Genomic DNA, 25,899 nt, shown 5'->3' with positions numbered 1-25,899 from the left:
CATCACATGGCGCGATCCGCATTCCTATGATGGGCGGACGACACCGCGGGCCGCTGCGACCAGGCAGTCCGATGCGGTGCAGATGCGGCGCGATGGTGGTGGAGGGGTCGATGACTCAGGGGGCCGGTCAGGGACCCGAGGTGCGGACGCCGACGGTGCGTGATTTCCGCGTGCCCGCGTACGTCCACGAGGCCGGTCCGTACGGACACACCACTCAGCCCGGCCAGACGGGCGATCCCGCCGAGACCACGGAGTACCCCGAGGGGTACACCCCCACCCAGCGGGACCTTCCGGTGATCAACCGGGGTGACACCCTTCAGGTGACCATCGACCCGGAGGCTGTGGCCGCCGAGCAGCCCTCCGGCAGGCCGGGCCCGCTGTTCGTCGTCGGCGACGTGCACGGCTACCTGGACGAGCTGATCGCCGCTCTGCGGGAGAAGGGCCTCGTCGACGCCGCGGGCAGCTGGTCGGCGGGCACCGCCCGGCTCTGGTTCCTCGGCGACTTCACCGACCGCGGCCCGGACGGCATCGGCGTCATCGATCTCGTGATGCGCCTGTCCGCCGAGGCCGCGGCGGCCGGCGGCTACTGCAAGGCCCTCATGGGCAACCACGAGCTGCTGCTGCTCGGCGCCAAGCGCTTCGGCGACACACCCGTCAACTCGGGCGCGGGCACCGCCACCTTCCAGGCCGCCTGGCTCCTCAACGGCGGCCAGAAGACCGACATGGACCGCCTCCAGGACCACCACCTGCAGTGGATGGCCCGCCTCGACGCCATGGAGGAGGTCGACGGCCACCTCCTGGTGCACTCCGACACCACCGCCTACCGCGACTACGGCGACTCCATCGAGGCCGTCAACGACACCATCCGCGAGACGATCACCCGCAACGACGCGGACGAGGTCTGGGACCTGTTCCGCAAGTTCACCCGGCGCTTCTCGTTCCGCGACGAGGGCGGCGCGGACGCCGTGCGCTCCCTGCTCGACATCTACGGCGGCACGCGCATCGTCCATGGCCACAGCCCCATCCCGTACCTCCTGGGCGAGGTCGGCTCGGAGGACGGCGAGGACGGGGCGGGACCCTCGGTCGAGGGGCCGTACATCTATGCGGACGGTCTGGCGGTCGCCATGGACGGCGGCGTGACGATGGCAGGAAAGCTGCTGGTCCAGCAACTCCCCCTGCAGAGCTGATCCCACGGCGGGCCGGCCTCCTTCGTCGAAAGAGTTCGCCGGCCAGGGTCCAATTTCTTCAAACCCCCTGTCACCGCCCGCCGTCACCGCTCTACCATCGGCTTATCCGTAGCAGGCTCCCCTCCGTTTCTGCCCGACGGCTCGTCAGCATGCCGAGCCACAAGCCCTACGGAGCATCGGGGGATGCACATGAACAGCGTTCCGCAGCACCTCCTCAGTGAGGACCGCCAGGAGTACGAGCGGATCCTCGGCGAGGCGCTGCGCTCCGCACCGTACCGCCCGGAATTCGCCGCCGGTCTGCAGCGGCTCAACCCCGAACAACTGCGCACCATGGCTCTCAGCGCCACGGCCATCATCACTGCGGCCGCGGCGACCGAGTACGAGTACTACGTCAAGGCCCGCGACGAACTGCGCAACCCGCCACCGGCCCGCACCCCTTCCGGAAGCACGGCGTCCGGCGCCTCCGAGCCCGACGGGACGGCGGTAGGACTCGTGGCCGCCATGGGAGAGGTCGGCGAGGCCGCCGGAGCGGGCGCGGGTGCCGTGGCCGCCGTACTCGCTCCCGTGCTCGCCGGCACCGCCGCGGTGATCTTCCTGCTCGTCGGCTACATCATGAAGGTGCTCGACCCCGATCGAGCGATCGCCGAGACGCTCCTCACGACCGGATGGGTCTTCGGCGCGGTCACGGCGGCGGCGATTCTCGTGGCCGCGGTCGGCCTGCTGCTCACCGCCCTGCGTAACGGCTCCACCGCCCTGGAGGACCGTGGAGCACGCGACGAGCTGGACGAAGAGGTGACCCGCGCCAAGGAGGCATGGCGTGACGCGCTCCTGCAGCGCGGCATCCTGCCGTTCCTCCGGGACGCCCTGGCCCACCCGGACCCGGCGGTGCTGGGCAACCCTGACCGGCCGGCTCCGCCCAGCCGCATGCCGCACCTAGGCTACAACCGGCCCAACTTCACCAGCCCCGGCAGCGGCTCCTCCGGTTCCCGTCCCAGCTTCAGCAGCCCGGACTTCAGCAGCCCTGACTTCGGCGGCCCGGAACACCAGCCGGAGTGACCCGTCGGGTCCGAGCCGCTGCCCGGAACCCCCCGGGGGGCGGCGGCCGCCCGACGCTCGGCGGTGTCACCCGCACGAAAGCCGGCGGCCGCGTGTGCCGCGGTCGGCCGACCGCCCACGCACCCGGCGGCGCGCGTACGGGCGACGATCAAGGCGGCCCTGTGCCGGTGGAGGGCCGTCGCCGACGCACACCGTCCGACCGCCGGGCCGCCTGACCTCTCAACGGCTCTCTCAGTCCGCGAGGGGCAGATAGACCCGGTTCCCCGCCTGCGCGAACTCCTTGGACTTCTGTGCCATGCCCTCCTCGATCTCGGCCCGCGAGGTGCCGTGTTCGCGACGGATGTCCTGGGAGATCTTCATCGAACAGAATTTCGGGCCGCACATGGAGCAGAAGTGAGCCGTCTTGGCCGGCTCCGCCGGCAGCGTCTCGTCGTGGAACTCACGGGCCGTGTCGGGGTCGAGGGCCAGGTTGAACTGGTCCTCCCAGCGGAACTCGAAGCGGGCGTCCGACAATGCGTCGTCCCACTCCTGTGCGCCCGGGTGTCCCTTGGCGAGGTCCGCCGCATGGGCCGCGATCTTGTAGGTGATAACGCCGGTCTTGACGTCGTCACGGTTGGGCAGACCCAGGTGCTCCTTGGGCGTGACATAGCAGAGCATCGCGGTGCCCCACCACGCGATCATCGCGGCACCGATGCCTGAGGTGATGTGGTCGTACGCCGGCGCGACGTCCGTGGTCAGCGGGCCGAGCGTATAGAACGGAGCTTCATCGCAGATCTCCTGCTGAAGGTCGATGTTCTCCTTGATCTTGTGCATCGGGACATGGCCCGGGCCCTCGATCATCGTCTGTACGTGGAAACGCTTCGCGGTCCGGTTGAGTTCCCCGAGCGTGCGCAACTCCGCGAACTGGGCGGCGTCGTTGGCGTCAGCGATCGAGCCGGGCCGCAGACCGTCGCCGAGCGAGTACGTGACGTCGTACGCGGCGAGGATCTCGCACAGCTCCTCGAAGTGCTCGTAGAGGAACGACTCCTTGTGATGGGCCAGGCACCAGGCGGCCATGATCGAGCCGCCACGCGAGACGATGCCGGTCTTCCGGTTGGCGGTGAGCGGTACATACGCCAGGCGCACACCCGCGTGGACCGTCATGTAGTCCACGCCCTGCTCGGCCTGCTCGATGACCGTGTCCTTGTAGATCTCCCAGGTCAGTTCCTCGGCCTTGCCGTCGACCTTCTCCAGGGCCTGGTACAGCGGGACCGTGCCGATCGGCACGGGGGAGTTGCGCAGCACCCACTCACGCGTGGTGTGAATGTTCCGCCCGGTCGACAGGTCCATGACCGTGTCGGCGCCCCAACGGGTCGCCCAGGTCATCTTCTCCACCTCCTCCTCGATGGAGGACGTGACCGCCGAGTTGCCGATGTTGGCGTTGACCTTCACCAGGAACCGCTTGCCGATGATCATCGGCTCGATCTCCGGATGGTTCACATTCGCCGGCAGCACCGCCCGGCCCGCGGCGATCTCCTCACGGACGACCTCGGGCGAAACGTTCTCGCGTACCGCCACGTACTCCATCTCGGGGGTGATCTCCCCGCGCCGCGCATAAGCGAGCTGTGTCACGGCCTGGCCGTCACGGCTGCGCCGCGGCTGGCGCGGCCGTCCTGGGAACACCGCGTCAAGATTGCGTAGACCTCCGCGCGGTGAGGTGTGCTTGATGCCGTCGTCCTCGGGACGGACGGGGCGGCCCGCGTACTCCTCGGTGTCGCCACGGGCGATGATCCAGCTGTCGCGAAGAGGAGTGAGGCCCCTCCTGACATCGGTCTCGACGGTCGGATCGGTGTACGGACCGGAGGTGTCGTACAGGGTGACGGACTGGCCGTTGGTCAGGTGTACCTGACGGACCGGCACCTGCAGATCCGGGCGCGAGCCCTTGATGTACGCCTTGTGCCAGCCGATGGACCGGCCGGTCCCCTCAGGATGCTCAGCCTGAGTATCGGCGTCCTGCTGTGAGGCATGTGACCCGTCTGTCTGGCTGGAGGCAGACGTGCGTGTGTCCTCGATGGTCATGAGACCTACTCCCTACGCCGGCATTACCCGGTAACAGGTTCAGCGGTCGACGCAGCGATATCCGCCCGCCGATGTTCCACGTGAAACATCGCGTCTACGGAGGTCAGCGCCCTCTCAGCCCGGTGCTCCGAGCTCCCGCGTGTGCAAAGGTGTCTCCACGCTAGCGTCCGATGTGGCGCGGTGAACAGTGGGCCTCGCTCGTTCTTGCGATGATCGGTCGGTGACCACGATGCAGCAGCCTCCGCCTCCCCCCTCCGAGCCGCCCCACGGCCATGGCCCTGGGAACGGACACGGCCATGGTTCCGGCGGGGGTCAGGGATACGGCTCCGGAGGCGGAAACGGCCCCGGTGACGGGCACGGCCAAGGCCCGTCCTCCGGCGGCGGCCACGGCCACTCCCACAGTCACAGCCACGGCCCCGCCGCGCCCGTGTCACAGCACCTGCGCAAGGTGATCGCGGCGGTACTGATCCCCTTCGCCACCGCGGTCCTCGTGGGCCTCGTCGTCCTGTGGCCCGGCGGTGCACCGCCACACGAGCGCACCGGTGTGGGCTTCGACCGGCAGACACAGTCAGCCACCGTCACCAAGGTCGAGGAGGTCGACTGCGCCTCCGTGAACGCCTCGGGCGTGCCGCCCACCGGTGACACGTCCACCGCCGAGGGGTCGTCCGCCCAGCAGCAGGCGAAGGGCACCTGCAAGAAGGCGACGGTGCGCGTCGACACCGGCCAGGACAAGGGCCGTACGTTCACCGAGATCGTCCAGCCCGACCAGTCACGGCAGTTGAAGCAGGGCCAGGAGGTCGTGGTCGCCTACGAGCCCGCCGCGCCCAAGGATCTGCAGTACTCGGTCACCGATGTGAACCGTAAGTTCCCCATGGCGCTACTCGCCGGCATCTTCGCACTCGCCGTCGTGGTGGTGGGGCGCATGCGCGGAGTCATGGCACTGGTGGCCCTGGCGATCAGCTTCCTGGTGCTGACGTTCTTCATCCTCCCGGCCATCCTTCAGGGCTCGAACCCCCTGGTGGTGGCGGTGGTCGGGGCGAGCGCCATCATGCTGATCGCCCTCTACATGTGCCATGGCCTCTCGGCCCGCACCTCGGTCGCGGTGATCGGCACCCTGATCTCTCTGCTGCTGATCGGCCTGCTGGGTTCGCTGTTCATCGACTGGGCCGCACTGACCGGGAACACGGACGACAACACCGGTCTGATCCACGGCCTGTACCCGGAGATCGACATGAGCGGCCTGCTCCTCGCGGGCGTCATCATCGGTTCCCTGGGTGTACTCGACGATGTGACGGTCACCCAGACCTCGGCGGTCTGGGAGCTGCACGAGGCCAATCCGGCGATGGGCTGGCGCGGGCTGTACCGCGCGGGCATCCGCATCGGCCGCGACCACATCGCCTCCGTGGTCAACACGCTCGTCCTGGCCTACGCCGGCGCCGCTCTACCGCTGTTGCTGCTCTTCTCGATCGCGCAGAGCAGCGTCGGGACGGTCGCCAACAGCGAGCTCGTCGCCGAGGAGATCGTGCGCACCCTCGTGGGGTCGATCGGTCTGGTCGCCTCCGTGCCGGTGACCACCGCGCTCGCCGCGCTGGTCGTCTCGGCCGACCGCCCTGGCATCCCCGCGACGGCGTCCGTGGCACCCGCGGCCGCTCCGGCGCGTGGGGGGAGGGGGCGCCGCCGCAAGCGCTGAAGCGTTACGGCAGGTGGGTGACGTACGGGTCAGCCCGCGCTCTGCTCCTCCGCCAGGATGCGGTCCAGCGCCTCGTCGAGCAGGGTGTCGAAGTCGGCGAGGGAACGCTCCTGCCCGAGCGGCACAAGCTTGTCCGTGCGGTCCAGGAAGGCCACCAGCGGCGCCGTACCCACCCGGAAGAGCGCCTGATCGCTGCCCACCTGAAGCCGGATCAGCACCTCACCGAAGGACTCCGGATCGGCGGGCGCGATGTGCACGTCCCCGTCCCCGCACGGCCGGCCCACGCCGTCGATGAGCAGCTCCCTGCCGAAGGCCCAGGTCACCGGGGCGTCACCGGGCAGATGGAAAGTGAGCCGCACGGCATAGGGATCACAAGTCTCGTAGCGCAGCTCCACCGGGATGCGGAAGGAGAGCTCCTCCGACACGAGGAAGCTCATCATGACTTCTGCCTGTACCGACTCGCGCATCGCCTACCCCGCCATGTTGGTCGACTGGCCAGGAAACATCCGCCTGACACTCCTGGAAGTTTGCTGAAAGTACACGAGAGATCACAAGGAGTGATTTTTCAGATGCTGATAGAGATCGCGAGTGTCCCTAGCAGCATTCCGATCTCGGTCTGCAACTGATGCGCCGCGGGCAGCAGCCGGTCGGCCTGGTGCACGGGAAGCGAGAGGGCCAGTGTCGCGGCGGTCGTCCCCGCGGTGATGGGAATCGCGGCGCAGACCGTCCCCAGGGCGTACTCCTGGCGCTCGACGACGGGTTCCATCCGTCCGATCCGGTCCAGGCGCCGCAGCAGCGTCTCGTTGTCACGCACTGTGTACGGTGTGATCGACTGTACGGGGTAGCGCTCCAGGTGGTCGCGGCGGGCCTCGTCGCCGAGTTGGGACAGCAGACACTGTCCGATGGCGTGCGCGTGGCCCGTCTCCCGGAAGTCGGCCCACTCCTCGACCGCAGGGGCGCTCGGGCTGTCGGCGACGCATTTGACCTCGATCTCGCCGTCCCGGTAGATCGCGAAGTACACGGGGGCTCCGATGGTGTCCCGCCAGTGCGCCAGGGCCTCGTCGACCGTGCTGCGACGTTTCTGCTGCGCTCCGCTGCTGCTCAGCCGTTCCGCGGCCTCACCGAGGAAGAACAGTCCCTTCTCCCGGCGGAGATAGCCCTCGTGCACCAGGGTGCGCAGCAGGTGGTACGCCGTGGGCAGGGCGAGTCCGGCATCCCGCGCCAACTGTTTGGCCGGCGCCCCGTGTTCTCGCTCGGCGACGGCCTCCAGCAATCGCATCGCCCGCTGCACGGAGCCGATGAGGGTCCCCGACTGCGGGTCGGGAATGCTCGCTGGTGCCGCCGGGGCCGATGGGCGCGCTCCTCGCCCCGACCTGTGCGCCGGAGGGGGTGCTGCGGGCCGGACGGGTTCGGTGGCCGGCGCCGACTCGGGCGTGGGTGCCGACTCCGTCGATGACGCAGGTGTCGATGCCCTGGGCGGCGACGCGGGCGTCGGTGGCCTGGGCGTCGGTGCGGGCACGGTCCTTGGCGCCGGAGGGGGTTGTGTGGAGCGGGCGGTGTCCTCGCCCGGTGAGGTGCGCGGCTGAGCCGGGGGTGCGGCGGGCTTCGAGGGGGTCGCGCGCGGCCGGGGCGGGGCCGTACGCGGCTGCGACGGCGGGGTTGGCAGTTCGGCGGAGCGGGTGCGCGGGTGTCCGGAGGCGCCGACCGGTGGGGTCGATCGGGGGCCCGGTTGTGCGGGTGGGCCGGCGGCCGGTGTGGACAGGGAGCGCGGCCGGGCCGGTGGGAAGAGGGGTTCTGCGGGTGCGGTGTCAGCCGTGGCCAAGGGTCACTCCCGAAGCGCGAGGTGGGCCGCCCGTGCGGGGGACACGGGAGGGGGTGCGCCGCCCGCGGGGTGGAGCCCGCGACGAGTTCCCGGACTCTAACCGCCCGCCACCGCCCGCAGACGGCCCCGACGGGAAACTTCCCCCTGCCGAGGGAACCTCACGTTCCTGTTACCGCCGCGCCCTGACCAGCCCTCACTCACTCATGCCTCAGCAGTTCCCCCGTGCTGACGCGTCACCAGTCGCTGCGGGACGACGAACTCGCCGTGAACTTCCGTACGACATAGATGAGTCCTCCGACCAGGGCCACGAAGACCAGCACCTTGAACAGCAGGCTGAACACGACCTGGAGGATGCTGACCAGCAGCCCGCCGAACACGACCAGCGCGATGACCGGCACCGCGATCCACTTCACCCACCACGGCATCCCCGCGAAGATCTCCCGCATCGCCTTGCTCCTTGTCTCCGCCCGTGGCCCTCGTCGGGCACTGGTTCCGGGTCCCTTCATGTCCTGCCATCGATGCTAGGGCCGCGCAGGGGGCGTCCGGGGGCTTCGCACCCCTTGTCCGTCCCTGATCGTTCCCCTAGGGAACCCTGAAGTGGAGCTCAGCCCTCCGGCGGAGAGAACACCACCACGACCCGGAGATCCTCGGTGATGTGGTGGAACTTGTGGGCGACCCCGGCGGGCACGTAGACCACGCTGCCTCGCGCCACTTGCGTGGTCTCCAGGCCGACGGTGAGTGAGGCCCTACCGCTCACGACGAGGTACACCTCGTCCTGGCTGTGCGGCCGCTGCGGGTCGAGCTCGCCCGCGTCGAGCGCGTAGAGACCGACCGACATGTTCCGTTCGCGCAGGAACTGCAGATAGGCGCCGTCGTTGGCGGCCCGCTCCGTCTCCAGTTCATCCAACCGGAATGCCTTCATCGACTTTGTCGCCCCTGCCCGATGCTCGTACCGATCCGTTCTGCCACGATCAGACACATGATGAATTTCCTAGTCAAGACGATCGCCAACGCGGGCGCACTGGCCGTCGCCGTCTGGCTCCTCGACAAGATCACACTCACCGGGGACGGCACGGGCAAGAAGGTCGGCACGCTGCTGTTGGTGGCGCTCGTCTTCGGCCTGGTGAACGCCGTGGTGAAGCCGCTGGTCCAGCTCCTCACACTGCCCCTTTTCATAGTCACCCTGGGCCTGTTCACGCTGGTGGTGAACGCCCTGATGCTGCTGCTCACCTCCTGGCTGGCCGACAAGATCGATCTGAGCTTCCACGTGGAGGGCTTCTGGACCGCAGTCCTGGGCGGCCTGATCATCTCGATCGTCTCCTGGGCACTCCACCTCGTCCTGCCCGATGCCGACTGAGGCTTTGAGATGACCTACCGCGTCTGTTTTGTCTGCACCGGCAACATCTGCCGTTCGCCGATGGCCGAGTCCGTCTTCCGCGCCCGTACGGAAGAGGCCGGACTCGACGGCCTGGTCAAGGTCGACAGTGCGGGCACCGGTGGCTGGCACGAGGGCGAGCCGGCCGATCCGCGTACCGTCAGTGTTCTGGAGGCCCACGGCTACGGCAGCGGCCACACCGCGCGCCAGTTCCACGCCTCGTGGTTCTCCCGCCTCGACCTCGTCGTCGCCCTGGACGCGGGTCACATGAAGGCGCTGCGCCGCCTCGCGCCCACCCCGGAGGACGCGGACAAGGTCCGTCTTCTGCGCTCCTACGACCCCGCCGCGGGTGACGACCTCGACGTTCCCGACCCCTACTACGGTGGCATGGACGGCTTCGAGGAGTGCCTCGAGCTGGTGGAGGCCGCGAGCGAGGGCCTTCTGACCGCCGTACGCGAGCAGGTGGAAGGACATGTCGCATGAGTGAGGAGAACCCCGCCCCGGAGCTGGGTGAGGGCACACGAGCCGTCCGCGTCGGTCTGCCCGAACCCGTCAAGCATGAGCCGACCCTTCCGGGCCCGGTCTTCGCCGCCCACTATCACCTGCCGGGCGACCCCACCGGCCCGTACGCGTACGGGCGGGATCAGAACCCCACCTGGACCCTCCTGGAGCGAGCCATCGGGGAGCTGGAGGCGCCCGGCCAGGAGGAGGTCGAGACGCTCGCCTTCGCCTCGGGCATGGCCGCGATCTCGGCGGTCCTCTTCTCCCAGCTGCGCTCAGGAGACGTCCTCGTCCTACCGAGCGACGGCTACAACGTGCTGCCGCTGGCCGGTGAGCAGCTGCGGTCGTACGGCATCGAGGTGCGCAGTGCCCCGACCGGCGGCGATGCCCAGCTCGACGCCCTGGACGGCGCCAAGCTGCTGTGGGTGGAGACGCCGTCCAACCCAGGGCTCGACGTGTGCGACATCCGCCGGCTCTGCGAGGCGGCGCACGAGCGGGGCTGCCTGGTCGCCGTCGACAACACCCTGGCGACCCCGCTCGGGCAGCGGCCGCTGGAGTTGGGTGCGGACTTCGCGGTGGCCAGCGGCACCAAGCAACTGACGGGGCACGGTGATGTGCTGCTCGGTTATGTGGTCGGGCGCGATGCGGGGCTGATGGCCGCCGTACGGCGCTGGCGCAAGATCGTCGGAGCGATCCCCGGCCCGATGGAGGCCTGGCTCGCGCACCGTTCACTGGCCACGCTCCAGCTACGGGCCGACCGGCAGAGCACCAACGCCCTGGCCGTGGCCGAGGCGCTGAAGGGTCGCCCCGAGGTGACCGGGCTACGGTATCCGGGACTGGGGGGCGATCCGTCCCACAAGATCGCCTCGCAGCAGATGCGGCGTTATGGATGCGTCGTCTCGTTCTCGCTGTCCACGCGCGTGCGTGCCGACCGCTTCCTCGACGCACTGCGTCTCGTGGACGACGCCACGAGCTTCGGCGGGGTGCGGTCGACTGCCGAGCGGCGTGGACGGTGGGGCGGGGACGCGGTGCCGGAAGGCTTCATCCGCTTCTCGGCCGGCGCGGAGGACACGGACGATCTGGTGGCGGATGTACTGCGGGCTCTCGCCGTGGCTACCGGCTAGTACTCCGTACGTACAACGGGCGGTCCGAGCCTCCCCCCTCGTGGCTCGGACCGCCCCGGTTCCGCGCGCGAAGAACCGCCCGACCAAGGCTAGTTGACTCTGTGTCAGTGTCCAATCACAGTAGCGACAGAGACCTATCGACTTATTTATAGTTGGGCGCTCCGGGGCGGCGAAGGGGCGACCATGGATCTGGCCTTACTGCGTACGTTCGTGACCGTGCACCGGGCCGGTTCGTTCACCCGTGCCGCGGCCCTGCTCGGCCTGTCGCAGCCGGCCGTCACCTCCCAGATCCGCACCCTGGAGCGGCAGCTGGGCCGCCCGCTGTTCCTGCGGCAGGCCCGGGGCGTGACGCCGACGACCATCGGCGACGAACTCGCCCACAAGGCGGCCCCTCATCTCGACGCGTTGATGGAGATCGCCGAGACGGGCCTCGACGACGATTCCTCCTTGGGTACTCTCCATCTCGCCGGTCCCCCGGAGTTCACCGCCGAGCGCGTCCTGCCCGCTCTCACGGAACTCATCGACGACGGTCAGGGCTTCGCGTTGCGGGTGTCCTTCGGGAACGCCGACGAGACGTTGGAGGGCCTCGCCGCCGGCCACCACGACCTGGCCATCACCACCGCGCGGCCGCGCGGCGCGCTGCTGACCGCGACCGCCCTCTGCGACGAGGAGCATGTCCTGGTCGCCGCCCCGCGGTGGGCCGAGCGCATCGGCCCCGGCACGCTGCACCCCAAGGAGGCGCACCTGCTGGAAGGGCTTCCGGTCGTCGAGGTGCACGAGTCGCTGCCGTTTATCGCCCGCTACTGGGCCTCGGTCTTCGACTCCCGGCCCGCCGCCTCCGGCACCGTGGTCGTCCCTGACCTACGCGCGGTGCTGGCCTGTGCGATCTCGGGGGGAGGTCTGGCGGTGCTGCCCCGCTATCTCTGCGTCGATGCCCTTGAGCGAGGGGACGTCATAGCGCTTCTCGAGCCGACGGTGCCGCCGCTACGGACGTACTTCCTGGTGGTCCGTATCGGCACCCTGGCCATGCCGCACATCGCCCGGGCCCACGACTGGCTGCTGCGCACGGCGGTGGGCTGGTCCTGAGGCAGCGGGTGCCGTGGCTCATTTCCGTGGTCGGGCGATGTTTCACGTGGAACATGACGGGCCACATTTCTCCCATGACCGTCCGACCCGTGGTCAAACGCACCGCCCGCGCCATCCTGCTCGACGGCGACGACCTGATCCTGATCAAGCGGACCAAACCGGGTGTCGATCCCTACTGGCTCACGCCTGGTGGCGGGGTCGAGCCGGAGGACACGACCGTCGTCGACGCGCTCCATCGCGAGGTGCATGAGGAACTCGGCGCCAAGATCACCGATGTCGTGCCCTGCTTCGTGGACACCGTCGAACACATCGGTGAGGACGGTGGCGCGACGGGGGTCAAGGTCCAGCACTTCTTCGTCTGTCGGCTGGAATCCATGGACACGTCGAAGCGGCACGGCCCCGAGGTGGACGAGCCGCTGGGCGAGTACGAGATCGTGCGGGTGCCCTTCACCCGGGTCGGGATCGCCTCCGTCCACCTCGTCCCGCTGTCCCTGCGCCACTACCTCGACGGGAACATCGAGGGCGTCCGCGCGATGCACGCGCCCGACCTGGGCTGACGGACAGATGGCGCTGCCCGTCACGGCCCGGTGGGGCTTCCGGTTCAGTCGCCGGCGGCCACCAGTTCCTCCACCGAGTCATGGCGTATGCGGTCCGACGGGACACCCACGCCCCTGAGCGCGTCCACACCGCTGCGGATCATCCCGGGCGGACCGGAGAGGTACGCGTCGTACCCGCCCCACGGTCCGTATTCGCGTATGGCGTCGGGCAACTGGAGCAGCCCGTGCCGGTCGACCACCGGCCGGACCTTCAGCCAGGAGTTGCTCTGCTGCAGTCGCAGCAGAGTGTCGATGTCATAGAGGTCCTGGTCACTGCGGGCCCCGTAGAAGACCTCGGCCGGGCGGTGCCGTCCTCGTTCGGCGACATCCTCGATCATGGCCTTGATGGGGGCGATGCCGGTACCCCCTCCCAGGCAGAGCAGTCCGTTGTCGGTGCTGTGGTCGACGGTCATCGCACCGGCCGGCGGCCCGAGCCGTATGACGTCGCCGAGTCGGGCACGGTGCACGAGCGCGTTGGAGACCCAGCCCGCCGGGACCGCTTTCACATGGAACGACAGCAGTCCGTCCGAGCGGGGCGCCGAGGCGAAGGAGTAGTGCCGCCAGATCCGCGGCCACCAGGGAGTCTCCACGCTGGCGTACTGACCGGCGAGAAACGGATACGGCTGGTTCGGCCGGACGGTGAGGACCGCTATGTCGGCTGTTCTCAGCTCGTGCGAGACGACCTCGGCGAGCCACCACGGCGGGGAACGCAGCTCGTCCGCGGCCGCCGCGTCGATCATCACCTGAGAGATCGTGGTGTACGTCCGTACCCAGGCCGCCTCGGTCTCGTCGTCCCAGGTCGTGGGGGCGTAACGGCTCAGGGAGCCGATCAGGCACTCGCCGACCGCCGGGTAGTGCTCAGGCTGTGTGCCGTACTTGCGGTGGCCTCGGCCGAGGTTCTGGAGGTAGTCGACGAGGACGGGGGTGTTGTCGATGTGCTCGGCCGCGGTCAGCAGTGCCTTGAGCAGACGGTCCCTTTGGGCGTCCATCGCCGGCGGGAAGAGGGAGCGCAGGTCCGGGTGCTGGACGAAGAGGAGCGCGTAGAAGTACGAGGTGACCTTGTCGGCGACGGGTCCGACCTCGGCCATGGTCCGCCGGATGAGCACGGCGTCGGGCGAGGCATCAGGGCCCGCACGGGGCGTGGGGACCCGGGCCTCGAAGACGGACTGCTCGGAGCCGTGCTCCTCGCCGAGGGCAGCCGGTCGGGGTGGAGGGCTGGACGGCGTGTCCTGGAACGGAGGTATTCGCTCCCGGGCAGCCTCGTCCGGGGTCCGCTGTGGGCCGGTCGACGGCTCCCGGGGGCGAGCCACGGGACGCAACCCGGCGAGACGATTGCCCTCGATCTCCTGGTCCCCGTCGGGGGACGGCTGGGTGCGCGGTGTGAACCAGCTGCCTCCGTCACTGTCCCCCGCAGCGCCGTTGCCGGCCGACGTGGTGGTGGTCGGAGCGTCCATGGTGTGCCTCGCCTCGAGCATCTTTCGGTCGATCTGCGCACTCCCTCAATCGGAAGGTCGCATGTTTCCCCCGCGGACGGCCTTGCTTTCCCCCTTGTGTTCCCCCACGACCAATGCGGCCACATTCAACCCGGCTTCCCGCCCCGTACGGACAAGTAGGCGAGAGTGTGACGTGGGCCGCAGCAATGTGTGGCAGCGTTCCACAGCACACCAACGCCCACGTTCCACAACGGTGAACGCGGTTCTTCGATCTCTCTGTCCGGTTAGGCTGCATTGGACTGTGTTCGTACCCGCAGGATGAGACAACTACATCTCGCTTCGGACACGAACCGGACTCGACCCTACCGGCACGCGCGTCACATACAAGTCCCCCCATGTCCCGGCAGGAATTCAACAGGGGCGAATCAGCGATTCCTTCAATTACCGGGCGTGGCGCACCAATTCATAGGCATCCCACAGATCCTGCCCCGTATAGGAGTGCGTGGCCAGCACGGCCACATGCTGATCCGCATTTACGGCGACCGAGATCGGCACCGAGCCGAAAAGGTCCGCGTCAGACAGCGAGTCACCGTATGCGACACAGTCCGCGCGAGTCAGTCCGAGTCGCGCGCAGAGGCGATCCGCGATCTCGACCTTGGCCGCCGGGGTGAGGATCCCTGCCGGATCAACCGGCTCGGCGAAGGGCACGGGGGGAAAGAGCGAACCATACGCCGCATGCGCACCCCACGCCGTCAGCCGCTCGACGAAGAACGAAGGCGAGAGAGATGACGGCGCAGTACTCTCCCCTGTCCCGGATCTCGGCCCAGGTGTCCTGGATGCGCCGGAGCCAGGGCGCCCCCTCGAAGGCAGCGGCGACATGGACCTCGGTGAGCCCGGTGCACAGACGATGGACGCGCTGCGCGTAGATCCGTGAATCGATACGCCGGGTCACGAAGTCCCGTTCGAGCTCGGCGATCTCGTGATCCAGGCCGAGTTGTCGTGAGATCTCCACAGGCGCTGCCGATCGGTGCAGCAGGGTCCCGTCCAGATCGAACAGGTGCAGTCGCGTCATAGCGGCCGAGGCTAGTCAGCCCCACGCTTCACGCCTGCTCGGGTGTGCCTGCGCGTTGCTGTTTCACGTGAAACACCTGTCCGTGCTCTGTGCGCTTGTGGGCAAGATGGCCAAAAGCGCGTACGTCCCCCAGCAATCCGGTGGACGTCGGGGTCCTGCGTCGGACAGCCTGGCCCGCGTGCCGACACCTTCCCCCGCTACTCTGCCCATCCGCCGTCTCACCCTGCGCGATCTCACCGCCTGCGCCGACTTGTCCGAGAACCGGGGCTGGCCCCGCGAAGAGCACAAGTGGGGGCTGCTGCTGGCAGCCGGGGCCGGTTACGGCATCGACGACCCGGAAGGTGGCCTCGTCGCCGCCTGTGTGGTGACCGAGTACGGAGCGGCGGGCCGCCCGGCCCTTCGGGCGATCGGCATGGTGCTGGTGGCCGAGCGACACGCCCGGCAGGGCGTCGGCCGCCGTCTGATGCGCCACGTCATCACCGAGTCCGGGACGACCCCTCTGACGCTGCACGCGACACCCAACGGACAGCCGCTCTACGAAGAGCTGGGGTTCAAGGTCACGGGGCGGGCCGAGATGGTCCGGGGACACTTCTCGGCCGATGGGGACGATCGAGCTGTCACCACCCGCCCGGCCACCGCCGAGGACCTCACGACTATCGTCCGGCTCGACGGGGAGGTGTTCGGCACGGACCGCACTCACGTGCTCACCCGGCTCCCCGCCTTCGCTGATCAGATCCGCGTCGCCGAGGAGAGCGGCCGAGTCATCGGCTACGCGGCCGCCTGGCCCAACATGGACACCCATGTCGTCGGACCGCTGATCGCCCGGGACACACAGACGGCGAAGGCGCTCATCGCGTCCCTGGCCGCCCACGCCGGGCTCCCCCTCCGCACGGACATCGACGTACGGCACGAGGAACTGCTGGCGTGGGTGAAGCAACACGGCCTGAAGTCGGTCGCCTTTAACGCGGTGATGGCCTACGGGATTTCCGAGCTGCCGGGCGACTGGTCCCGCCGATACGCTCCGCTGACCGTGGCGGCGGGCTGAGCGCTCGAGTCGGGCGGACACGGACGACACACGGCTGTCAGCGGTGCACGACCGTCCGCCGGTCGGCCCCGGCTCCGCCGACCACAACCGTGCTCGGCACGTTCCTCTTGCGCTCCAGGGCCGCCGAAAGGAACGCCCGCCGAGGGCGCTCACCGCCAGGGCGGCTCCGACCCAGTTGGGCGCCGTGAACCGAAGATCACGTCGATGACGAGGCCGCCGAGCCAGGCGGCGAGCGCGTTGCCGAGGTTGAAGGCGCCGATGTTGACGGCCGAGGCCGAAGAGAACGAGGAGCCAGGTGACGGAGGCGTCGGCGAAGCCGACGGCGTGGGTCATCATCGGCGCGATGTAGGTGGTGGCGGCGAAGACCCCGCCGGGGCCCAGCACGGTCATCGCCATGGCGAGCAGATCTGGACGTTCTTGACGGCCGCCAGTTCATCCCGCAGGCGCACGGCCTGCGGCTTGGGTTTGTCGGGGACGAGCCGGGCGACGCTCAGCAGGCCGACGACGCCCAGTGCCGTCACTGCGGCGAAGGTGCTCTATACCGAGGTCTCCGAGGCCGGGCTCAAGCTACTGTCAGAGGCCCGCCCCACCAACGACGCCGCACTGCGCGAGGCGCTGGACGAAGCAGCGAAGAACCCGCACTGGCGCCGCTGGTCCGCGCCGTGGAGGCACTGAACGCACCTGCGTAGGGTGCTGGCATGGAAGATCTTGAAATTCGCTCGGTGGCCAAGGACGACATCGCCGACATCGTCGCCATGCTCGCCGATGACCCGCTGGGCGCCCGGCGTGAGTCGCCGGACGATCTGACGCCGTACTTCGCGGCCCTGGAGCGACTGAGCGGTGACCCCCACCAGCACCTGATGGTCGCCGTCCGCGACGGCCGCGTCGTCGGCACACTTCAGCTGACGATCATCCCCGGTCTCTCCCGGCGCGGCTCCACCCGGTCGATCATCGAGGGTGTGCGCGTCCACGCGGATGAGCGCGGGAGCGGTCTCGGCACCCACCTCATCGAGTGGGCGATCGCCGAATCACGACGTCAGGCATGCCAGTTGGTCCAGCTGACGTCCGACGTCACGCGCACCGATGCCCACCGTTTCTATGAGCGGCTCGGCTTCGAGGCGACCCATGTGGGCTTCAAGCTTTCGCTCTGAGCACCCTCGGTAATGGGTAGGGGGCGCTGTTTCACGTGAAACATCACGCCAGGACCCCACCCCGCCCAGTCCGCGACTACGCGATCCCGCGCCACCCCTCCGGATCCACTCCACCGGGCACCGGAGCACCCTCCTCGTACGGCTGACGCGTAAACACGAAGGAGCCGATGTCCAGGTGACTCACGCGCTTGTCGGGCCCTCGTACGGCCTGCAGGCGCTCGCCCGCGAAGTATCCGTTGAGGCCCGTCCAGCCGCCGTCGTCGTCGCGCCGGAAGCGAGCGCTGCGCCCCGTGCCCGACAGCGGCTCCAACGACACACTTGCGTCGGCCATGAGTCGCAGCACGAAGCTGTACGTCCCCCAGTACCAAGGCCCCACCAGTTCCAGGGCCGATCGGTCGACCTCGGGCAGCGGACGCCACGGCTCCGGAATGCGCGGCTCAGCCTCCGCCACGATGTGGACCAGATCGGCGGCCACCTCCGACACCACCGGCCCGGAGGTGCAGTTGGCCAGCACCACGGCGGCGACGTCGTCCTCGACGCCGATGGTCAGCTGTGCGAGGTAGCCGGGTACCGATCCTCCATGGCCGACGAGCAATCGGCCGTCCCGGTCCTGGATCTGCATGCCCAGCCCGTACGCCGAGCCGGCCGACACATCAGCGGCGTCACCCGCGGCAGCGGCAGGCATCCGCATCTCCTGAACCGACGCCGCGCCCAGCACCCGATCGTCGCCCTTGGCCAAGAACGCGGCGAAGCGAGCCAAGTCCCCTGCGGTCGACCAGAGTTGCCCTGCGGGGCCCATCTTTCCGAGGTCCTCGACCCGCTCCGGCATCATCACATCGGCCCAGGGGTGGACGGCCCACCCGCCGGCGTGCGGCGTCTCGGGGTGCCACGTCGTGCGGGTGAGGCCCAGCGGTTCGAGCACCTCGCGCCGCAGGACGTCCTCCCAGGAGGCGCCCCTCATCCGCTCGACCAGCGCGCCGAGAAGAGTGAAACCGGGGTTGGAGTAGTGGAAGCGGCGGCCGACGGGATGCCGGTGCGGCTCCTCGCCGAGCACATCGGCGAGTTCCGGACGCAGGGAGCCGGGGGTCCGCTCCCACCAGGGGGAGGGCGATTCGGCCGCCAGACCGCCCAGGTGGGCGAGCAGGTGGGCGATGGTGGCCTCCCCCGCATTGGTGCCGGGCAGATGCTTCTCCAGCGGATCACCGAGATCCAACAGGCCCTCGTCCCGCAGTCGCAGGACCAGCACCGCCGTGAAGGTCTTGGTGATCGAGCCGATCCGGTACTGAACATCCGCGTCCGGCGCATGGCCGTCGACTGAGGTCCGTGCCCCGTTCCACACCATCCTGCCGTCCCGCACGACCGCGGCGACCAAGGACGGCGCGCGGCCCTCGGTCTGAGCGACGGCGATACGGTGCAGCAGAGCCCGGCGGGTGGCGGGAAGCAGCTCTTCCAGAGGTTGTGTCATGGGCTCAGTCCACCCGGCTCGGCCACGCACGTCGAGCACATTTCATTCCGGACGGCCGACCGGTCGGATCAGGTCTGGGCCATGTCCACGAACCGCGAGTAGTGCCCCTGAAAGGCGACGGTGATCGTCGCCGTCGGACCGTTACGGTGCTTGCCTACGATGATGTCCGCCTCGCCGGCGCGCGGGGACTCCTTCTCGTACGCGTCCTCGCGGTGCAGCAGGATGACCATGTCGGCGTCCTGCTCGATGGAACCGGACTCACGCAGGTCGGAGACCATTGGCTTCTTGTCCGTACGCTGCTCGGGACCACGGTTGAGCTGCGACAACGCGATGACCGGCAACTCCAGCTCCTTGGCCAGCAGCTTCAGGTTTCGCGACATGTCCGAGACTTCCTGCTGACGGCTCTCGGACCGCTTGCCTGACTGCATCAGTTGCAGATAGTCGATGATGACGAGCTTCAAGTCGTTGCGCTGCTTCAGGCGGCGGCACTTGGCTCGGATCTCCATCATCGACAGGTTCGGGGAGTCGTCGATGTAGAGGGGCGCGGCCGAGACGTCCGGCATCCTGCGGGCCAGCCGGGTCCAGTCCTCGTCGGTCATGGTGCCGGAACGCATGTGGTGCAGGGCTACGCGCGCTTCCGCGGAGAGCAGACGCATCGCGATCTCGTTGCGGCCCATTTCGAGCGAGAAGATCACGCTCGGCAGATTGTTCTTGATGGAGGCGGCCCGGGCGAAGTCCAGCGCCAGCGTGGACTTACCCATGGCGGGACGGGCCGCGATGATGATCATCTGACCGGGGTGGAGTCCGTTGGTGAGCTGATCGAGATCGGTGAAGCCGGTCGGCACGCCGGTCATCTCTCCGGAACGTGAACCGATCGCCTCGATCTCGTCGAGCGCGCCCTCCATGATGTCGCCGAGCGGCAGATAGTCCTCGGTGGTGCGCTGCTCGGTGACCGCGAAGATCTCCGCCTGCGCTCTGTTGACGATCTCGTCGACGTCGTCGTCGGCCGCGTATCCCATCTGGGTGATGCGGGTGCCGGCCTCGACCAGGCGGCGCAGGACGGCGCGCTCGTGGACGATCTCCGCGTAGTACTCGGCGTTCGCCGCCGTCGGCACCGTCTGCACCAGGGTGTGCAGATAGGAGGCGCCACCGACCTTGGTGATCTCGCCGCGCTTGGTGAGCTCGGCGGCGATGGTGATGGGGTCGGCGGGCTCGCCCTTGGCGTAGACGTCAAGGATCGCCTGGTAGATCGTCTCGTGGGCCGGCTTGTAGAAGTCGGCGCCCTTGAGGATCTCGACGACGTCGGCGATGGCGTCCTTGGACAGCAGCATGCCACCGAGGACGGACTGCTCCGCGTCGAGGTCCTGCGGCGGCACACGTTCGAAGGCCGAACCCCCGCCGTCCCACTCCCCGTTGTCCCGGCCGCGGTCGTGCTGATCGTCCCGTCCCCGGCCGCCGTCGTGGCGTCGTCGGGAGGCAGGCAGACGATCACTGGGTCCGCTGTCGGCCCACGGGTCGTCCAGGGGCTCGGAAATGCTCACCGAGCGGCCTCCTCCCGTCCGCCGAGCGGACCTCGCCGTGCTTTTCAGTTCTACGGCACGACACTGACAAATGAGAGGCCCAACTCCGCTTACGGCACGTCGGTTTTGCGAGGTTTCCGCGGTCTGCCGAGGGAGTGGGCGCCGCACCACCGTAGGCCCGCGGGCACCTTCAGCCAATCTGGTTATCCACAGGCCATGTGGACGACGCCCCAGATGCTGTGGAGAACTCCGCGAAACCTGTGCACGACCCGGTGGACAGCCCTGTGAACAAGCCCTCGCCTCACCTAAGGGAACCGCCCTGACCTGCGCTTTTACCGTCCACCGGCTGTGCAGAAGAAAAACTTCCCCAACAGGATCAAGATCATCACGATCCGTGCGCGACGACACACTCAACCAGGCTCGATGTAATAGTCACAAGCGGATTGCATCTCTTACCTGTGGAAGATTAGATTGGTGCTCATGACACAGGCTCCAGCGACCTCCCAGGCCGACCGTCGACGCCACGACCGCGAGATCGTCGCACTCGCAGTTCCGGCCTTTGGCGCGCTCGTCGCCGAGCCTCTTTTCCTCATGGTCGACACCGCCATCGTCGGCCATCTCGGCACCGCACAACTCGCCGGTCTGGGAGTCGCCTCCGCCCTCCTCGTCACTGCCGTGAGCGTCTTCGTCTTCCTCGCCTACGCCACCACGGCGGCCGTCGCCCGGCGGGTCGGAGCCGGCGATCTCAGAGCGGCCATCCGCCAAGGCATGGACGGCATCTGGCTCGCTCTGTTCCTTGGCGCTGTCGTCGTCGCGGTCGTAGTGCCCACGGCGCCTGCCCTGGTCACGCTCTTCGGCTCGTCAGAGACAGCCGCCCCCTATGCCACGACCTATCTGCGGATCTCGGCACTGGGCATCCCAGCCATGCTCATCGTGCTCGCCGCCACGGGCGTCCTCCGTGGCCTCCAGGACACCAAGACTCCGCTGTACGTCGCCGTCGGGGGCTTCGTCGCCAACGGCGCCCTCAACGCAGGACTCGTCTACGGCGCCGACCTCGGCATAGCCGGTTCCGCCTGGGGAACGGTCATCGCTCAGTGCGGGATGGCCGCCGCATACCTCTGGGTCGTGGTCCGCGGCGCACGCAGACACGGTGCTTCACTGCGACCAGACACAGCCGGGATACGCGCTTCCGCTCAGGCGGGGGCGCCGCTGCTGGCCCGTACGCTCTCCCTCCGCGCCATCCTGATGATCGCCACCGCGGTCGCCGCCCGACTGGGCGACGAGGACATCGCCGCCCACCAGATCATCCTGTCGCTCTGGAGCCTGCTTGCCTTCGCCCTGGACGCGATAGCCATCGCCGGGCAAGCCATCATCGGCCGGTATCTCGGCGCCGACGACGCTCAGGGTGCCCGCGAGGCCTGCCGCCGCATGGTCCAGTGGGGGATCACCACGGGTGCCGTTCTCGGGCTTGCGGTGATCGCGGCCCGCCCTCTGTTCATCCCGATCTTCACGGGCGATCCGGCGGTCCAGGAGGCCGCACTGCCCGCACTGATCGTGGTGGCGCTCGCCCAGCCGATCTCGGGGATTGTCTTCGTGCTCGACGGCGTACTGATGGGCGCAGGGGACGGGCCCTATCTGGCCCGGGCCATGCTGGTAACCCTCGCGGTCTTCACGCCCGCCGCACTGCTCGTCCCGACCTTCCATGGTGGCCTCACAGCCCTGTGGGGCGCGATGACGCTGATGATGGCGGTCCGCATGCTGACCCTGTGGCTTCGTTCCCGCTCGGGCCGCTGGATCGTCACCGGCGCCACCCGCTGAGCGAGCCGAACGTCGTTTCACGTGAAACATCACCCGGTTCACGCTGTTTCACGTGAAACAGCCACCGGTGTCGGCACGAGCGCCGGCAGACGAGGGCCACAGCGCTTCTGCACACGTGTGGGGCCGCACCCCTTCAGAGGATGCGGCCCCACACGGTGCTTTATCGCACGCAGCGCTTAGGCCGCGATGACCTCGATGTTGACCTTGGCGGCAACCTCGGGGTGCAGACGCACGGACGTCTCGTGAGAGCCCAGCGTCTTGATCGGAGCGCCCAGCTCGATGCGGCGCTTGTCGACCTCGGGGCCACCGGAAGCCTTGATCGCGGAAGCGATGTCGGCCGGGGTGACGGAACCGAAGAGACGACCGGCGTCGCCGGAGCGGACAGCCAGACGGACCTTGACGGCCTCGAGCTGGCCCTTGACCTGGTTGGCCTGCTCGATGGTCTGGATCTCGTGGATCTTGCGAGCACGACGGATCTGCTCGACGTCCTTCTCGCCGCCCTTGGTCCAGCGGATAGCGAACTTCCGCGGGATCAGGTAGTTGCGAGCGTAGCCGTCCTTGACGTCGACGACGTCGCCGGCAGCACCGAGGCCGGAGACCTCGTGGGTGAGGATGATCTTCATGAGTCTGTCACCCTTCCCTTAGCGCGCGGTGGACGTGTAGGGCAGCAGCGCCATCTCACGGCTGTTCTTGACGGCCGTGGCGACGTCACGCTGGTGCTGCGTGCAGTTGCCGGTCACGCGGCGGGCACGGATCTTGCCGCGGTCGGAAATGAACTTCCGCAGCATGTTCGTGTCCTTGTAGTCCACGTACGTGACCTTGTCCTTGCAGAAAGCGCAGACCTTCTTCTTCGGCTTGCGCACAGGCGGCTTCGCCATGGTGTTTCTCCTGTGTGATCAAGAAGTGTGGGGTACGGACCCCGCCCTCGACCGACAGACCGGTGATCCCGGTCCGAGCGGTCCTAGAAGGGGGGCTCGTCCGAGTAGCCGCCACCGCCGCCGGAGCCTCCGCCCCAGCCGCCACCGCCGCCGCCCTGGTTGCCACCGGCGGGAGCGCTGGTCGCCCACGGGTCGTCAGCGGGAGCGCCGCCGCCCTGCTGGCCGCCGCCGGGGCCTCCGCCCCAGCCGCCGCCACCCTGGCCGCCGCCGCCACCGCCACCGCCGTAACCACCCTGGCCGCCTCGGCCGGCGGTCTTGGTGACCTTGGCCGTGGCATTGCGCAGGCTGGCGCCGACTTCCTCCACGTCCAGTTCGTAGACCGTGCGCTTGACGCCCTCACGGTCCTCGTAGGACCGCTGCTTCAGCCGGCCCTGCACGATGACGCGCATGCCTCGCTGGAGCGACTCGGCGACGTTCTCCGCCGCCTGACGCCAGACCGAGCAGGTCAGGAACAGGCTTTCGCCGTCCTTCCACTCGTTCGTCTGGCGGTCGAAGGTGCGGGGGGTGGACGCGACACGGAACTTCGCGACCGCCGCACCGGAAGGGGTGAAGCGCAGCTCGGGGTCGTCGACAAGATTGCCGACGACCGTGATGACGGTCTCGCCTGCCATGGGGGAACCTCTCGGCGGGTTTGCTGCTGGCTGCTGGTGCTGCTACTCGAAACCCGAGATCAGCTGAGCGGAAGGCTCAGTGGGTCTCGGGACGGAGGACCTTGGTCCGGAGGACCGACTCGTTCAGGTTCATCTGGCGGTCGAGCTCCTTGACGACCGCAGGCTCGGCCTGCAGGTCGATGACCGAGTAGATGCCCTCGGGCTTCTTCTTGATCTCGTACGCGAGACGACGACGGCCCCAGGTGTCGACCTTCTCGACCTTTCCGTTGCCCTCGCGGACGACGGAGAGGAAGTTCTCGATCAGCGGGGAGACAGCACGCTCCTCGAGATCGGGGTCGAGGATGACCATCACCTCGTAGTGACGCATGTGGAACCCACCTCCTTTGGACTCAGCGGCCACGGTCGTTCCGTGGCAGGAGGGTTGTGATGCGTACGCAACGGTATCGGCCACCACTGACAATCGACGTTCCCTACTGGGATCCACTGTCATGGCCTGGGCAGACACCGGTGCAGACGGTACACACTACCCGCACACCCGCTTCCGGTTGAAATTCGGCGGTGGTGACCGTCAATCTGTACACATCGGGTGTGTATGGCGCTACGATGCGCCGCCTTCCGCAGGAGGTGCCCCATGGCACAGACATTGCGACCCAACATCGCCGGATCCCTGTTCGCGACCGACGACAAGCCCCACCCCGTGCAGGACACGCTGCTCGCCGTGACGCTCGTCCTCGGTGCGGTCTCCTTCATCACGGCGATGTTCCACCACCTTCATCTGATCAGTTCCTGGACGGGGCTGGTGGGAATCCTGACCGGCGCGTACGGGCAGTTCATCTCGGAAACGACTCGTGAGCGCTTCGGCCTGATCGTGGGTCTCGGTGCCTCGGCCGTCGGCTTCTTCCTCGGCATGGCCCATGGAGGTCTGTTCGGCGGACTCATCGGCTAACTCTTCTCCGCGGCCGCAGGGTCGACACGACGGGCGGTGCCTCGCGCTGTCCGCCGTCCCACATCGGACCAAGCGGCCGAATAGCACCGTCCGGCGCCCCGGCCGTGCCTTGGCCGGGGCGCAGGTCCCATGCGGCCATTCGGCGTGCCCGCAGGGCGCAGTAGGCTTCGGCGCGAGAGCCGGAGCCCTTGTACCCATGGGGACACACCAGCCCGAGGAGCGCCCCGAATGAGCCTGACCCTGAGGACGATCAGCCGAGAGCAGCATCTGGCGTACATCCAGAGCCTGCCCTCGGCCAGCCACATGCAGGTCCCGGCCTGGGCCGACGTCAAGGCCGAGTGGCGCTCCGAGAACCTCGGGTGGTTCGACGACAAGACCGGTGAGATGGTCGGCGCCGGCCTGGTGCTGTACCGCCAGCTTCCCAAGATCAAGCGCTATCTGGCCTACCTGCCCGAGGGCCCGGTCATCAACTGGTTCGCGCCGAACCTCACCGACTGGCTCGAACCGATGCTCGCGCATCTGAAGAACCAGGGCGCCTTCTCGGTGAAGATGGGCCCGCCGGTGATCATCCGGCGCTGGGAGGCCACCTCCATCAAGAAGGGCATCCAGGACCCGGATGTGAAGCGGCTGCGCGACATCGAGGCCGACTTCATCGAGCCCCGTGCCTTCGAGGTCGCCGACAAACTGCGCCGCATGGGCTGGCAGCAGGGCGAGGACGGCGGGGCCGGCTTCGGTGACGTACAGCCCCGCTACGTCTACCAGGTGCCGCTGGCGAACCGGTCCCTCGAAGAGGTCCACAAGAACTTCAACCAGTTGTGGCGCCGCAACATCAAGAAGGCCGAGAAGGCCGGCGTCGAGGTCGTCCAGGGTGGCTACCACGACTTGGAGGAGTGGCAGCGGCTGTACGAGATCACCGCTGTCCGCGACCGCTTCCGGCCCCGCCCGCTGTCGTACTTCCAGCGCATGTGGACGGCCCTCAACACCGAGGACCCCAACCGCATGCGGCTCTACTTCGCGCGGCACGACGGCGTGAACCTGTCCGCCGCGACGATGCTGGTCGTCGGTGGGCACGTCTGGTACTCGTACGGCGCCTCGGACAACATCGGCCGTGAGGTCCGGCCCTCGAACGCGATGCAGTGGCGCATGCTGCGCGACGCCTACGCCCTCGGCGCGACCGTCTACGACCTGCGCGGGATCTCCGATTCGCTCGACGAGACGGACCACCTCTTCGGCCTGATCCAGTTCAAGGTGGGCACGGGCGGCCAGGCCGCCGAGTACCTCGGTGAGTGGGACTTCCCGCTCAACAAGCTGCTCCACAAGGCGCTCGACATCTACATGTCGCGCCGCTGACTCCCCCGTTTTTGCTTCCATACCTCTGATACACCGCAGCCACGAGAAAGGTTCC

25 protein-coding genes and 3 pseudogenes are annotated in these 25,899 nt (G+C 68.3%); 14 read left to right on the top strand and 14 right to left on the bottom strand.

Translation table 11 applies throughout. The features are described 5' to 3' along the window. Positions 1–95: 95 nt before the first annotated feature. Both SMA5143A_RS12710 and SMA5143A_RS12705 read left to right on the top strand, forming a co-directional pair. A complete protein-coding gene (locus SMA5143A_RS12710; RefSeq protein ID WP_258193507.1) occupies positions 96–1,187 on the top strand; it encodes a metallophosphoesterase in 1,092 nt (363 codons plus the stop codon). A 183-nt stretch (positions 1,188–1,370) separates the two neighbouring features. After that, positions 1,371–2,243 carry a hypothetical protein gene (locus SMA5143A_RS12705; RefSeq protein WP_107463046.1) on the top strand — a complete coding sequence of 291 codons (873 nt, stop codon included), beginning with the start codon at positions 1,371–1,373 and terminating at the stop codon, positions 2,241–2,243. A gap of 231 nt (positions 2,244–2,474) precedes the next feature. Here SMA5143A_RS12705 and thiC read toward each other — a convergent pair whose 3' ends face one another. Continuing rightward, positions 2,475–4,301, bottom strand: a complete 1,827-nt coding sequence (thiC, locus tag SMA5143A_RS12700) for a phosphomethylpyrimidine synthase ThiC (protein ID WP_107463045.1) — start codon at positions 4,299–4,301, stop codon at positions 2,475–2,477. 220 nt (positions 4,302–4,521) lie between these two features. Between thiC and SMA5143A_RS12695 the strand changes: the two genes are divergently transcribed. Further along, entirely contained in the window at positions 4,522–5,991 is a 1,470-nt protein-coding gene (locus SMA5143A_RS12695; protein ID WP_107463044.1) for a YibE/F family protein, read from the top strand. 29 nt (positions 5,992–6,020) lie between these two features. Here the strand turns inward: SMA5143A_RS12695 and SMA5143A_RS12690 are convergent, their stop codons facing one another. The 4 genes from SMA5143A_RS12690 to SMA5143A_RS12675 form a co-directional block, all read right to left on the bottom strand. After that, complete coding sequence (locus tag SMA5143A_RS12690; protein WP_107463043.1) at positions 6,021–6,458, bottom strand: SsgA family sporulation/cell division regulator; 438 nt, start codon at positions 6,456–6,458, stop codon at positions 6,021–6,023. A 98-nt stretch (positions 6,459–6,556) separates the two neighbouring features. Continuing rightward, positions 6,557–7,270, bottom strand: a complete 714-nt coding sequence (locus SMA5143A_RS12685; protein WP_375136478.1) for an IclR family transcriptional regulator — start codon at positions 7,268–7,270, stop codon at positions 6,557–6,559. Positions 7,271–8,046: 776 nt separating this feature from the next. Then, on the bottom strand, positions 8,047–8,259 hold the full coding sequence (locus tag SMA5143A_RS12680; RefSeq protein WP_099966585.1) for a DUF5326 family protein: 213 nt from the start codon (positions 8,257–8,259) through the stop codon (positions 8,047–8,049). 158 nt (positions 8,260–8,417) lie between these two features. Continuing rightward, positions 8,418–8,735 carry a cupin domain-containing protein gene (locus SMA5143A_RS12675; protein WP_099966586.1) on the bottom strand — a complete coding sequence of 106 codons (318 nt, stop codon included), beginning with the start codon at positions 8,733–8,735 and terminating at the stop codon, positions 8,418–8,420. A gap of 57 nt (positions 8,736–8,792) precedes the next feature. On the opposite strand from SMA5143A_RS12675, the gene SMA5143A_RS12670 reads away from it, so the two are divergent. The 5 genes from SMA5143A_RS12670 to SMA5143A_RS12650 all read left to right on the top strand — a co-directional run bounded on the left by SMA5143A_RS12670 (position 8,793) and on the right by SMA5143A_RS12650 (position 12,456). Beyond that, positions 8,793–9,170: a phage holin family protein gene (locus SMA5143A_RS12670; RefSeq protein ID WP_107463041.1), complete on the top strand. Its 378-nt coding sequence runs from the start codon at positions 8,793–8,795 to the stop codon at positions 9,168–9,170. Between the two features lie 9 nt (positions 9,171–9,179). Then, the gene (locus tag SMA5143A_RS12665; RefSeq protein ID WP_107463040.1) at positions 9,180–9,671 is read left to right on the top strand and encodes a low molecular weight protein-tyrosine-phosphatase; all 492 of its coding nucleotides are present in this window, start codon (positions 9,180–9,182) and stop codon (positions 9,669–9,671) included. After that, positions 9,668–10,813: a cystathionine gamma-lyase gene (locus tag SMA5143A_RS12660; protein ID WP_107463039.1), complete on the top strand. Its 1,146-nt coding sequence runs from the start codon at positions 9,668–9,670 to the stop codon at positions 10,811–10,813. The genes SMA5143A_RS12665 and SMA5143A_RS12660 overlap by 4 nt, the downstream gene beginning before the upstream one ends. 183 nt (positions 10,814–10,996) lie before the next feature. Continuing rightward, positions 10,997–11,899 (top strand): LysR family transcriptional regulator, encoded by a 903-nt coding sequence (locus SMA5143A_RS12655; RefSeq protein ID WP_107463038.1) that lies wholly within the window; start codon positions 10,997–10,999, stop codon positions 11,897–11,899. Positions 11,900–11,973: 74 nt separating this feature from the next. Then, positions 11,974–12,456: an NUDIX domain-containing protein gene (locus SMA5143A_RS12650; protein WP_055514539.1), complete on the top strand. Its 483-nt coding sequence runs from the start codon at positions 11,974–11,976 to the stop codon at positions 12,454–12,456. Positions 12,457–12,500: 44 nt separating this feature from the next. Here SMA5143A_RS12650 and SMA5143A_RS12645 read toward each other — a convergent pair whose 3' ends face one another. Further along, positions 12,501–13,949, bottom strand: coding sequence for a globin domain-containing protein (locus SMA5143A_RS12645; protein ID WP_258193489.1), 1,449 nt, complete (start codon positions 13,947–13,949; stop codon positions 12,501–12,503). Positions 13,950–14,369: 420 nt separating this feature from the next. Continuing rightward, a pseudogene (locus SMA5143A_RS12640) lies at positions 14,370–15,000 on the bottom strand (HAD family hydrolase). Positions 15,001–15,178: 178 nt separating this feature from the next. On the opposite strand from SMA5143A_RS12640, the gene SMA5143A_RS12635 reads away from it, so the two are divergent. Then, positions 15,179–16,045 (top strand): GNAT family N-acetyltransferase, encoded by an 867-nt coding sequence (locus SMA5143A_RS12635; RefSeq protein ID WP_107463036.1) that lies wholly within the window; start codon positions 15,179–15,181, stop codon positions 16,043–16,045. A gap of 37 nt (positions 16,046–16,082) precedes the next feature. Here the strand turns inward: SMA5143A_RS12635 and SMA5143A_RS12630 are convergent. Further along, a pseudogene (locus tag SMA5143A_RS12630) lies at positions 16,083–16,578 on the bottom strand (hypothetical protein); the annotation flags it as partial. 4 nt (positions 16,579–16,582) lie between these two features. On the opposite strand from SMA5143A_RS12630, the pseudogene SMA5143A_RS12625 reads away from it, so the two are divergent. Together SMA5143A_RS12625 and SMA5143A_RS12620 are read left to right on the top strand one after the other, a co-directional pair. Further along, positions 16,583–16,734, top strand: a pseudogene (locus SMA5143A_RS12625) (MarR family transcriptional regulator); the annotation flags it as partial. A gap of 9 nt (positions 16,735–16,743) precedes the next feature. Continuing rightward, entirely contained in the window at positions 16,744–17,196 is a 453-nt protein-coding gene (locus SMA5143A_RS12620) for a GNAT family N-acetyltransferase (protein WP_107463035.1), read from the top strand. A 76-nt stretch (positions 17,197–17,272) separates the two neighbouring features. Here SMA5143A_RS12620 and SMA5143A_RS12615 read toward each other — a convergent pair whose 3' ends face one another. Together SMA5143A_RS12615 and dnaB are read right to left on the bottom strand one after the other, a co-directional pair. Further along, positions 17,273–18,661: a serine hydrolase domain-containing protein gene (locus tag SMA5143A_RS12615; protein ID WP_107463034.1), complete on the bottom strand. Its 1,389-nt coding sequence runs from the start codon at positions 18,659–18,661 to the stop codon at positions 17,273–17,275. 68 nt (positions 18,662–18,729) lie between these two features. Beyond that, positions 18,730–20,202, bottom strand: a complete 1,473-nt coding sequence (gene dnaB, locus SMA5143A_RS12610; RefSeq protein ID WP_055714670.1) for a replicative DNA helicase — start codon at positions 20,200–20,202, stop codon at positions 18,730–18,732. A gap of 450 nt (positions 20,203–20,652) precedes the next feature. Between dnaB and SMA5143A_RS12605 the strand changes: the two genes are divergently transcribed. Next, positions 20,653–21,999, top strand: a complete 1,347-nt coding sequence (locus SMA5143A_RS12605; RefSeq protein WP_107463033.1) for an MATE family efflux transporter — start codon at positions 20,653–20,655, stop codon at positions 21,997–21,999. 176 nt (positions 22,000–22,175) lie between these two features. Here the strand turns inward: SMA5143A_RS12605 and rplI are convergent, their stop codons facing one another. The 4 genes from rplI to rpsF form a co-directional block, all read right to left on the bottom strand. Beyond that, positions 22,176–22,622: a 50S ribosomal protein L9 gene (gene rplI / locus SMA5143A_RS12600; RefSeq protein ID WP_055514525.1), complete on the bottom strand. Its 447-nt coding sequence runs from the start codon at positions 22,620–22,622 to the stop codon at positions 22,176–22,178. Positions 22,623–22,640: 18 nt separating this feature from the next. Next, positions 22,641–22,877 carry a 30S ribosomal protein S18 gene (gene rpsR / locus SMA5143A_RS12595; RefSeq protein ID WP_003949403.1) on the bottom strand — a complete coding sequence of 79 codons (237 nt, stop codon included), beginning with the start codon at positions 22,875–22,877 and terminating at the stop codon, positions 22,641–22,643. 83 nt (positions 22,878–22,960) lie between these two features. Then, the gene (locus SMA5143A_RS12590) at positions 22,961–23,548 is read right to left on the bottom strand and encodes a single-stranded DNA-binding protein (RefSeq protein ID WP_107463032.1); all 588 of its coding nucleotides are present in this window, start codon (positions 23,546–23,548) and stop codon (positions 22,961–22,963) included. A 76-nt stretch (positions 23,549–23,624) separates the two neighbouring features. Then, positions 23,625–23,915, bottom strand: coding sequence for a 30S ribosomal protein S6 (rpsF, locus tag SMA5143A_RS12585; protein WP_004950685.1), 291 nt, complete (start codon positions 23,913–23,915; stop codon positions 23,625–23,627). Between the two features lie 264 nt (positions 23,916–24,179). Between rpsF and SMA5143A_RS12580 the strand changes: the two genes are divergently transcribed. Both SMA5143A_RS12580 and femX read left to right on the top strand, forming a co-directional pair. Further along, entirely contained in the window at positions 24,180–24,494 is a 315-nt protein-coding gene (locus SMA5143A_RS12580; protein WP_055537164.1) for a hypothetical protein, read from the top strand. Positions 24,495–24,722: 228 nt separating this feature from the next. Next, positions 24,723–25,844 (top strand): peptidoglycan bridge formation glycyltransferase FemX, encoded by a 1,122-nt coding sequence (gene femX, locus SMA5143A_RS12575; protein WP_099966597.1) that lies wholly within the window; start codon positions 24,723–24,725, stop codon positions 25,842–25,844. Positions 25,845–25,899: the final 55 nt, after the last annotated feature.

The sequence above is a fragment of the Streptomyces sp. MA5143a genome (assembly GCF_900290235.1).
GTDB lineage: Bacteria > Actinomycetota > Actinomycetes > Streptomycetales > Streptomycetaceae > Streptomyces.
This window is presented reverse-complemented; position numbering and strand designations above follow the sequence as displayed.